Annotated in this window: 9 protein-coding genes; 2 read left to right on the top strand and 7 right to left on the bottom strand. The window is 55.2% G+C overall.

The annotated features are described in order from the left end of the window. Positions 1-252: 252 nt before the first annotated feature. The 6 genes from HQL52_19035 to HQL52_19010 all read right to left on the bottom strand — a co-directional run bounded on the left by HQL52_19035 (position 253) and on the right by HQL52_19010 (position 7561). Positions 253-2208 carry an amidotransferase 1, exosortase A system-associated gene (locus tag HQL52_19035; protein ID MBF0371538.1) on the bottom strand — a complete coding sequence of 652 codons (1956 nt, stop codon included), beginning with the start codon at positions 2206-2208 and terminating at the stop codon, positions 253-255. After that, a complete protein-coding gene (locus tag HQL52_19030) occupies positions 2183-3355 on the bottom strand; it encodes a nucleotidyltransferase family protein (protein ID MBF0371537.1) in 1173 nt (390 codons plus the stop codon). Before HQL52_19030 ends, HQL52_19035 begins: the two co-directional genes overlap by 26 nt. 84 nt (positions 3356-3439) lie before the next feature. After that, entirely contained in the window at positions 3440-5638 is a 2199-nt protein-coding gene (locus HQL52_19025; GenBank protein MBF0371536.1) for a sulfotransferase, read from the bottom strand. Positions 5639-5700: 62 nt separating this feature from the next. Then, positions 5701-6618, bottom strand: coding sequence for an HprK-related kinase A (locus HQL52_19020; GenBank protein MBF0371535.1), 918 nt, complete (start codon positions 6616-6618; stop codon positions 5701-5703). After that, positions 6615-6938 (bottom strand): HPr-rel-A system PqqD family peptide chaperone, encoded by a 324-nt coding sequence (locus HQL52_19015; GenBank protein ID MBF0371534.1) that lies wholly within the window; start codon positions 6936-6938, stop codon positions 6615-6617. The genes HQL52_19020 and HQL52_19015 overlap by 4 nt, the downstream gene beginning before the upstream one ends. 23 nt (positions 6939-6961) lie before the next feature. Beyond that, a complete protein-coding gene (locus HQL52_19010; protein ID MBF0371533.1) occupies positions 6962-7561 on the bottom strand; it encodes a hypothetical protein in 600 nt (199 codons plus the stop codon). Between the two features lie 375 nt (positions 7562-7936). Between HQL52_19010 and HQL52_19005 the strand changes: the two genes are divergently transcribed. Both HQL52_19005 and HQL52_19000 read left to right on the top strand, forming a co-directional pair. Next, positions 7937-9124 carry an AAA family ATPase gene (locus HQL52_19005; GenBank protein ID MBF0371532.1) on the top strand — a complete coding sequence of 396 codons (1188 nt, stop codon included), beginning with the start codon at positions 7937-7939 and terminating at the stop codon, positions 9122-9124. Continuing rightward, positions 9124-9702 (top strand): DUF4276 family protein, encoded by a 579-nt coding sequence (locus HQL52_19000; GenBank protein MBF0371531.1) that lies wholly within the window; start codon positions 9124-9126, stop codon positions 9700-9702. The genes HQL52_19005 and HQL52_19000 overlap by 1 nt, the downstream gene beginning before the upstream one ends. Before the next feature lie 61 nt (positions 9703-9763). Here HQL52_19000 and HQL52_18995 read toward each other — a convergent pair whose 3' ends face one another. Beyond that, the gene (locus tag HQL52_18995; protein MBF0371530.1) at positions 9764-10027 is read right to left on the bottom strand and encodes a hypothetical protein; all 264 of its coding nucleotides are present in this window, start codon (positions 10025-10027) and stop codon (positions 9764-9766) included. Positions 10028-10065 lie beyond the last annotated feature (38 nt).

The following is a 10065-nucleotide window of genomic DNA, read 5'->3' as shown; positions in this document are numbered from 1 at the left end:
TCAACAGGGAGTCAACCCATTGATCGCCATTCAAATCGCTTTGGCTGGCAAAATCAAATAGGGGGAGAGCAGTTACAGATAGACCTTGGGGCTGCGCCCTAAACCTGCTGAATATGGAAAATCAAAATCAAAAGATAGACCTTGGGGCTGCGCCCCAAACCCGCTGAATATGGAAAATCAAGATCAAAAGAAAGACCTTGGGGGGAAGGAATTCCCCCCAATTCCCCCCATCTTTTTTTTTAATAGTTAAAGTCAAAACCGACGTAGAAAAGCTTCGAACATCAACAAACTCCAGAGGGGAGCCGCATGGTCTGCCAAACCCTTCTGATGCTGCTGAATCATGCCCTGAATCACCTTTCGATCAAAATACCCGCAATCCCCAAACCGCTCCCCCAAAAGCGACTCCCCCACACGCCCCTGCAACGGCCCCCGCAACCAATCCGCCAAAGGCGGAGAAAAACCCATCTTGGGCCGCGCCATCACCTCCTGCGGTAAAAGCCCAACAAGCCCCTTTTTAAAAAGCCGCTTCCCCTCCCTACCCCGTAACTTAAAATCAGACGGCAAACCCGCACTCCACTCCACCAAACGATGATCCAACAACGGCACCCGCACCTCCAACCCCCACGCCATGGAAGCCCGATCCACCTTGGTAAGCACCCGGGCAGGCAAAAAAGTTTTCAAATCCAAATATTGCGCCCGATGCAAAGGATGATCGTCAGGACCGTCAGCAGCATGCTTACGCAAAACCTCCACCGCCTGCCACCCCTGCAACGATTTTTTCAGCTCCGACGTAAAAAGCCGCTGCCGCCAAACATCCGAAACCACCGACACCCCATGAAAATGACCCGCCACCGAATCCATAGCCAAAGATTGAAAGGTGGATTTGGCCCGAAACATCCTGGGAGCCCAATCCGCCTTGGGATAAAGTCGACCCAGCAGACCAAAAAGAGGCGCACGGATCATGCCAGGCACCATCCCCCGAACCCGCTCCTCCGCCATAAAAAAAGGATAGCGATCATACCCCGCCCACACTTCATCCCCCCCATCCCCCGAAAGCACCACCTTGCCCCCCTTGCGAGCCATCTGGCACACCACCCGGGTGGGAAGCGCAGAAGGATCGGCAAAGGGTTCGTCATAATCCCCCGCCAGATGATCCAACCACTGAAAATGGTCCGAGCCTGCCCGCTCCACCCGATGATCAATCCCCAACCCCCTGGCAAACCTGGCCGCATGAGGGGCTTCGTCAAAACGGGGATCATCAAAGGAAACCGTGCAGGCCGAAATCCGCTCCCCACTCAAGCGGGCCATCAACGCTACCACCGCACTGGAATCCACCCCGCCGGATAAAAAGGCACTCACCGGCACATCCGATACCAGATGGGATTGAACAGCCGCTTCCAGCCGCACCAACAAAGCCTCACTGGCAGCTTCAAACGAAGCGTCCGAATTGGATGTGCTGGCAGCCCCAGGGGAAAAATCGGCAGAACCCCCATCGCTAAAATCAAGATGCCAATAAGACCGGGGAACAATGTCCCAAGAGGAGGGATCGGAAGAAGCGTTGGCAGAGCCAGAGAGGGTCAGGGCATGGCCGGGGGGAAGCTTCGAAGCCCCGGAAAAAATGGTCAGGGGATCCGGGATATAACCGTAGGCAAAATAGCTCTCCACCCCTTGTGGATTCAGCTCCCGCCGAAAACCGGGATGGGCCATGATCCCCTTCAACTCCGAGGCGAAGAGCAACCAGCCATCCCCAAGCAAAGCATAATGAAGGGGCTTGATTCCCAAACGATCCCGAGCGAGAAAGAGAGTCGCCTGCCTGCGATCCCAAATGGCCAAGGCAAACATCCCCTCCAAGCGATCCAGACACCCCTCCCCCCACTCCTCCCAGGCATGCACCAGGGTTTCGGTGTCGGAGCGGGTGGCGAATTGATGGCCTCTCTCCTGCAACTCCCGGGTAAGGGCGGCAAAATTATAGATCTCGCCGTTGAGGATAACCGCCACATCACCGGTTTCGTTAAAGAGGGGTTGATGGCCCCCCTCAAGATCAATGATGGCCAAGCGCTGATGCCCAAGCCCCACCCCCGGCTCCAGGTGCACCCCCTCCCCGTCCGGCCCCCGATGGCGCTGGACCCGGTTCATTCCCTCCAGGATCCCCCGCTCCGGCAGCCGACCGCGACCGCTTAGATCAAAAAGCCCAACGATCCCGCACATCCGCCTCAAACCGTCGCCGGCCCTTGCGTAAGAGGTGAGCAAAAAGAAGCCCCGGTGGCATCCGCAACCAGTGGGAGCGGATATAAAGCAGCCCCCCGGCGATAGCGCCCCACCGCTCCCGTTCCTCCGGATGGCTGGGAAGCAAAGCCCGCTGTACCAACAGATCCATCACCACACCCACCATCCAAGTGGGAGCCCCTACCCGGGCGGCTGCCAAAGTTTCAGCTGGAATGGGGGTGTTCAGCAAACGGTGGGTATAGCGCAGGGCATAATAGAGGGGTCGAATGAGATCCAGCTGTAGGGCTCTTGGAACCAGAAGAGCCCAAAAACCGTCTTTCCGGCCAAAATCCCGCAGCAGCTGATCCAAATCGTAAAGATCCCGCATGCCCCGGTCAAAATCGCTATCGACGAACAGTTGTGCCGCAGCGTGGAGCACCATATCCACCGGTGCTGGCAGCCACACCCCGCACACAGCGCCGGCCATGGCTTTCGGCCCCTGATAATCCCGGGCCAGCTCAGGCCACTCCCCATATTCCCATCCCTGACCGGCCAGCAGAGGGGTGGCTGATTCCAATAAAAGCCCGGGATCCGGATTGAAGCGCCCGGTGGGGGGGAGAATGGTGTGGTGAACATCTATTTCCGTCAGCCGCTCCCAATGTTGCATGGGGGGCAGCTCATGCATCCACTCCCGATAGTAACGTTCATCGTAGGTGTGCAGGGGAACCGTGCGCCAGCCGTGGGCGGTCAGGCGCTCCTCCACCAGATCGAGGCGATCCCGGGGCACCAAAAAATCGACATCGGCCACAATCCGCCCCCGAGCCATGGCAAGCCCCGCCACCCCATAAGCCGCCCCCTTCAGCAGCAGGATGGTCTGATCACTGCCGTGGAGCGCTCGGACAATACGATTGACCTCCCAGGCGATCATCCGGGCGTGTTCCTGGGCTACGACATAAGCCCCAGCCAAAATATCCCGCACCTTGGGGCGTAGCTTCCCCAGGCAATCCACCTCCCGCAGGCGGGCATCGAAACTGGCGAGGAGGCCTTCCTTGCGAAGCTGGCGCAACAGCAAATCCTGCTCCGCTATCGTGAGATCGATGAAGAGGGTTGGGGTTTGCAATAGTTGGCAGAAGAGTGACTCTGTTTTCACGCTTTTGCTTTTTTAAGATCAAAGGAAAAATCTTGGGGGAAGGAATTCCCCCAAACCCCCCTCTTTTTTTTCAATAGTTTAAAATCAATCATGTATTAAAGGCCCTAGCGCTTCCAATAGCGGTCCCAGGCGGTGTTGGTAGGGTTTCCATGCGCCTATGGAGCTGGCATAGACAGGCTTTCTGACCTGGATGGAACTGGCTGTGCGTACTGGTCGTTGGCTTTTGTGGAAATTCAGGCACTTGGGCTGCCACTCCAAGCCGCAGTGGGCCAACATTTTTTTCGCCGTCCCCTCCGGATCCTCTACCAGTGTCTCATACTGTACGTCCAACACCCGTCCTTCAGGGAGCCTCTTTTCCCAGTGGCGGTTTAAGCGATCATAAAGGTGATAGTAAAGACCCAGCTCCCGCAGGTCATGGGCAAATTCCTGGGAGCCCCAAAAAGGGATTTTGAAGCAGCTGAAGCAGGTAGCCACGGGATCCCGACGGCAGTGAATGATGGTGGCGTTGGGCAGTATTAGGTGGATGAAGCCCAGATGCAAAATATTGATGGGCATTTTATCGGTGATGCGTTGGGCTTTGGGTGCACGCTTGCGAAGTTGTTTGAGGTAGCGTCTGCCCAGCTCGGCAAAACCCGCCTTATCCAGATCCCCCAACCCTTGTGGCCACTCTCCTTTTGGCGTTCCCTGCCTGGCTCCCTCTCTGGCCAGTCGATCCACCAGGTTCAACTCTCCAGCGCCATAAACTGCGCTGTGGCCTGCCAAAATTTGTTCCACCAGGGTGGTGCCGGAGCGGGGCATGCCGACGATAAAAATGGGCAGTTGGGAAGGATTTCCAATTTCCGTATCCGACCATTGCGTCATGAATGCGTTATCAAAGTGTGTTAAAACCTGTTCTATCCAGGCCATTTCCTGGTTTAAATCAAATTGAATTCCTCGTCGTTTGATGGCATTGCCTCGTAGATAGCAATCAAAAGAGTGATTTAAAACTTCCAAGTTATCATTTGATTTTGACTTTATACTATTAAAAAAAAAGATGGGGGGGATTGGGGGGAATTCTTTCCCTCCAAGGTCTTTCTTTTGGTCTTTCTTTTGGTCTTTCTTTTGGTCTTTCTTTTGGTCTTTCTTTTGGTCTTTCTTTTGGTCTTTCTTTTGATCTTGATTTTGATTTTGGTTTACAACCCCCTGGGGGTGTGGGGGCGAGCCCCCACGGTTTTGACTTTGCTTTACAAGATCTTTCTTTTGATCTTGATCTTTCTTTTGATCTTGATTTTGATCTTTCTTTTGATTTTGGTTTACAACCCCCCGGGGGTGTGGGGGCGAGCCCCCACGGTTTTGACTTTGCTTTACAAGATTTTTCTTTTGATCTTGATCTTTCTTTTGATCTTGATTTTGATCTTTCTTTTGATTTTGGTTTACACCCCCCCGGGGGTGTGGGGGCAAGCCCCCACGGTTTTGACCTTTCCTGCCAAGAAAAACATCCTCAACGTTTAAACCAGAACTGGTATGACTGGTATGAGTCTCTGTTTCAGCCGAGGCGATATCCTCATAAGCGCGACCCAGGGCAAACCAGAGATAGAGGGCGCTCTCATCGGGCAGCGTTCCACCCGCCAAAAGTGCCTCCATCTTCCCCACCCAAGGATCGTCCGGCACAAACCGCTTCAGACGCGCCAGCTGAAAATAAGCAGGGCCATAGCTGGCATCCCCCTTGATCACTTTTAGAAAAACCGTTTCGGCTTCCGCAAAGCGCCCCTGATTTTCCAACACGCAGCCCAACTCAAACAGGGCTGGATAAAAATCGGGATCCATTTCAACCGCCCGCCGAAATGCTCTTTCCGCCGCCCGAAAGCGGCCCAATCCTGTCAGGCTCTGCCCTAAGCGAAACCAGCCGGTGCGAAACCGGGGTCTGCTGCGAAGAGCGCGGTGAAAGCTGTGGGCGGCTTCATCCAAGCGGCGGGTTTGGTCATAGATTTCCCCCAGATTGAAGTAAGCTTGGGAAAATCCCGGATCCAGCCGAATCGCCTCTCTGTAAGCGGCTTCCGCTGCCCCCTGCTGCTCAAGCCCGCTCAACACATTGCCCAAACTATTGTGAAAGAGGGCCTGCTCAGGCGCTAATGCCACCGCTTGGCGAACCCGGGTCAGAGCGAGATCGGGCTTGCCCCCCTTGAGCGCCAACAACCCCAGCAGGTGTGGGGGATCGGCCAGAGAGGGAAACAGCGCCCCCACCCCCCGCCAAATTTTTTCCAGCACAGAAGCGCATCCCAGCCGGGAGAGAAAGGCGGTCATCCGGACCCATCGCCCACTCCACGTTTCCCTGTGTGCCCCTGGCTTCATCCCAGATTTCTCCCTCACCCTTCTGCCGCCAAGCCCTCAATCACCTGAACCGCTTCGGCCAGGTCACTGTAGCTCAGTTCAAACAAACGGCACCCCTTGGCCATTTGGGAGACAACTTCAAAAGCACGTGGACCTAAAATTTCATAGTTGAAGGCGTTGGCGGCAATGCGCAAGGCGCCTTGGGATTTTGGCAAGGGGGTCAGGGTGGTGGGGGCGTCGGGTTGATAACGGGGGCAGATGACCCAGGTGGGGGTGGCGGGTTGGTTGATATCAGCCACACTCCCAACGGGGGGGGGCAGGTGAGCCACCGTGCCCTTGCGGGTTTTATCGAAGGCAGGCCCCAGCTGCACCCCGGGATGATATGCCCGAATGGCTGGAATCGATTCATTTTTCAGGGCGACCGGACGCACCAGGGGAATCATCTCGCCGTTGTCAGGCCGAATCAGGGCAAACTCATCGGAAAAAAGCCGCCATCCGGAAAGCGCCAGGGCGGCTGCCAGGGTGGATTTACCACTCCCCGGCACCCCGGGCAGAATGAGCCCCCGCTCTCCCCGGGCCAGCGAAGCGGTATGGAGCAGGAGATAGTGGTTGGCCCGGCTGGCGATACAAAAATTGAGCCCCCACTCCAACAACGGCAAGGCGTGATCCCGGGGAAAGGGGGCGAATGGAGAGGGGCCGTCGATATAAAAATGAACCTGGGGCCGCAGCCAACGCCGCACCCCCCGCCCGGGAAGCAGTCGCACATGAAAATCAGCCACCTCCTGCCAGGGTTCCCGGAACAGCGGATGCTCCCCATAAATCAGCCGCAGCTGATCGGCCAGGTTGGGTGGGGCTCCTTTGAGTTCGACTGTGAAAGGCCCCAGCTGCCAGCGTAATCCCAAGCCTTTAAGACGCGAGGTGATTTCAGCGGCTGACAGCTCCCCCAGCTTCATAACGGATCCATGGGGGTGACCAGGCCGAAGCGATCCAATTCATCCAAAACCCGCAAAAACTGGGGCCAGGCCTCCACTTCCTCCTCAGCCAGATCCAGCCGCTCAATCAACCCCTTTACCGTTGCCGGTCCCCGGCCCAACTCGGTGAGTATTTCAGCTGCCAGTTCGTTCAACAGGTGGGTTTTGCCGGAGAGGGGATTCATCAGCAGATGATCCTGGTCCAAGCGGCCCCAGAGAAAGTGATGGTAGAGGGGAGCGGCCCAAAGGGGCTGGGTGGGGGAAGAGATGCCAGCGGTGGTGGATGCAGGTTTGTCACGCACGGGGTAGGCCCGGAGGGGAACAATCAGTAGTTCATACCGAAGGAGGTCCAGCACGATTTGGTCATGGCGTAATAACCGGCGGCCGGGTCACCGTTTTGGCCAGCTGCCCCAAAGAGATTTATGCCACCGGCATCCTGTTCCGCAGGGCTGCCATCGCCATAGGTGTAGACGATGCACCAGTCGAAGGTATCGGCATCACCGCTTATATCGACATTGTTGAAAACGTTGGTATCTGTCTCAGGGTAGCGCAGATAGTGATCGGCAGAGGGGTAGGTTTGGGCGGAGGCATAATCGAGGCAGCGCAGGTTATCGGCACGGGAAGCCGAAGGAGCGGGATTACCCAACACGCACTGCCCCATGGAGCTGGAGGCTGCCACCAGTCGCCCGTTGGCGAGGGTCACCACCGCAGGTACACCTGCAGCGAGCCCCTTCAAAAGACGCCGACGCCTGGCCCGACGGATCGCTTCGGCGTTACCAGCTGCCGCAGCACTTCCGCCATCAGCCCCGCCATCAGCCCCGCCATCAGCCCCCCCTTTGGCCTCTTCCCCATCCGGATGATCCGGTGTTTGGCAAGGCTCGTGGGATGGACGCTTTTGATCCGGCTTTGGAAATTCCTCTGACATCCGCCAACACCTTCGCTGCAAACGTTGAACGCCATCCGCTACCAAAAAGGAACCATCATAGGCTTCCGGCAGTTTATGCCACCCATTTTAATCCATCCGACGGCAATTCCCCTATTTTCAAAGAATACACCAAAACACCAAAAAGTTCAAAAAACCAATACCCCATACCGCGTTGTGGCAGAAGGTTTTCCCAAATGGCCCAAAAAGGAATGCTTCACCCCAATCCGGGAAGGCTCTTATCTTAAATGGGACGCAAGGAACGGTCCAACAGCCCTACCGTGGAGAATATTCCCCTGGGGATTGCAAACCAACCCACAGCCACCAATAATGACACTTGGATGAGATGATCGCACCCAAAACCCACGATGGTGGACCATGCGTATTGAGTCGCTACGACTGAAAAATTTTCGTGCTTTCAAGGATGTAAATATGGAGAATATCCCTCCTCTTTGCATTTTGGTGGGAGCCAATGGCACGGGAAAATCCACCCTATTTCAAGTATTCGGTTTTTTAAAAGAAGCCCTGAACAGCAACGTCCGCACTGCTCTGACAAAGCTGGGAGGCAGTCGCGGCATATTGGAAGTCCGCAGCCGAAATTCTACCGGCCCCATCGAAATCGAACTCCAATTTCGCGTCGCTCCCAACAAGCCTCTGGTCACTTATCACCTTTCCATTGGCGAAGAGAATAAACGAGCCGTTGTCAAGCGAGAAATTCTCAAATATCGTCGGGGCTCCCATGGACAACCCTGGCATTTTCTGGATTTCAAGGAAGGATCAGGATTTGCGGTAACCAATGAGCTGCTGGAGGTGGAAGATGTTTCCCAACTGGAACGAAAGAAACAATCCCTCAAATCCCCCGATATTCTTGCAGTTAGAGGATTGTCCCAGTTCCAGGAGTTCCCTGCCGTACGTGCTTTGGGGGATCTGATCGAAAACTGGCACATTTCCGACTTTCACATCAACCGGGCGCGCTCCGAACAGGAAGTGGGATATGCTGAACATCTTTCCCGGGAGGGAGAAAATCTTTCTTTGGTAACTGAATATCTCCATGAACATCATCTGGAGACATTTAAAACCATTCTAAAAAAATTGACTGATCGCGTGCCCGGCATTACCCAGGTCACTTCCAAAACCACCGAAGAGGGAAGGGTGCTGCTGAAATTTCAGGATGGCGCTTTTGAGGATCCCTTTCTAGCCCGTTATGTTTCGGATGGCACCATTAAAATGTTCGCTTATTTGGTGCTGCTCCACGACCCCGAGCCACACTCCCTGCTCTGTGTAGAAGAACCTGAAAACCAACTCTACCCAAAGCTCCTGCTGGAACTAGCTGAAGAGTTTCGGGGATATGCCATCCGAGGTGGACAGGTATTCATTTCAACCCACTCACCCGACCTATTGAATGCCGCCGAGCTTGAAGAGGTGTTTTGGCTCACCAAGGAAAATGGTTACACCCAAATTCATCGAGCGAGCCTAGACAAACAGATCGCAGCCTTCATGAATGATGACGGGGAAAAAATGGGATATCTGTGGTCAGAAGAACTTTTTCCAGGGGTAGATCCCTGATGGTGGAGCTGGTCTTTTTTCTGGAAGAACCCTCTGCCCGGGAAATGCTGGATGGGCTCCTACCTCGGATATTGCCCGAGGAAATCACCCCTCGTTATGTGGTTTTCCGGGGAAAACGGGATCTCGAAAAACGCTTACCCAATCGATTGAAAAACTGGCTCACACCCAATGCCCGATTCATCATCCTACAAGATCAGGATCGAGGCTCCTGCATACAAATCAAGAGAAAGTTGGCAAAAATCTGCACTGATTCCGGCAAGAGCGATGCCCTGGTCCGCATTGCCTGTCGGGAACTGGAAAGTTGGTATCTAGGGGATCTCAAGGCTGTAGAAAATGGTTTGGCATTAACGGAAAACAAACTTTCCCACCACCAAAACAAAAAAAATCTACGCACTCCCGACACCCTGGTTAAACCAGCAGAGGAACTCAAACGACTCACCGACAACAAATATCAAAAAATGGCGGGCTCCCGCGCCATCGGCCCCCATCTCGACCTGGAACAAAACCGCTCCAACAGCTTTCGCGTATTCGTATCCGGGGTCAAAAAGGTTGCAGAAGGGATGGTAGAGGTCTCCTAAAAGGCCAAGAAATTCTCCGGACTTTTCCCCACGAGCCATCCGCTGGGAAACAATTGAGATTTCAGCGGGGTACTCTCCCACACCCCCCCCCTTTTTCAACCAAAACCGCCTCAAAGAGCGCTTCGTAAGCCCCCACCATCCCCATCAGATCAAAGGCCTCCCTGGCTCGCTTGTTCCCCGCCTGAGCGAACCGTTTGCCCTTTGCCAAATCCATCAGAAACCCCCGCATCCCCTCAGCCAGACTTTCCGGATCTCCAGGGGGAACCAGCTCGCCGGTTTGGCCAGCCACCACCAGATCCCCCACCCCCCCCACCCCCTCGGACAAACCCTCCGGGCCCCGAGAAATCCCCCCCCTCCCCCCCA

This window comes from Magnetococcales bacterium (assembly GCA_015232395.1).
GTDB lineage: Bacteria > Pseudomonadota > Magnetococcia > Magnetococcales > JADFZT01 > JADFZT01.
Note: the sequence above shows the minus strand (reverse complement) of the source record. Positions and strands in the feature narration are given on the sequence as shown.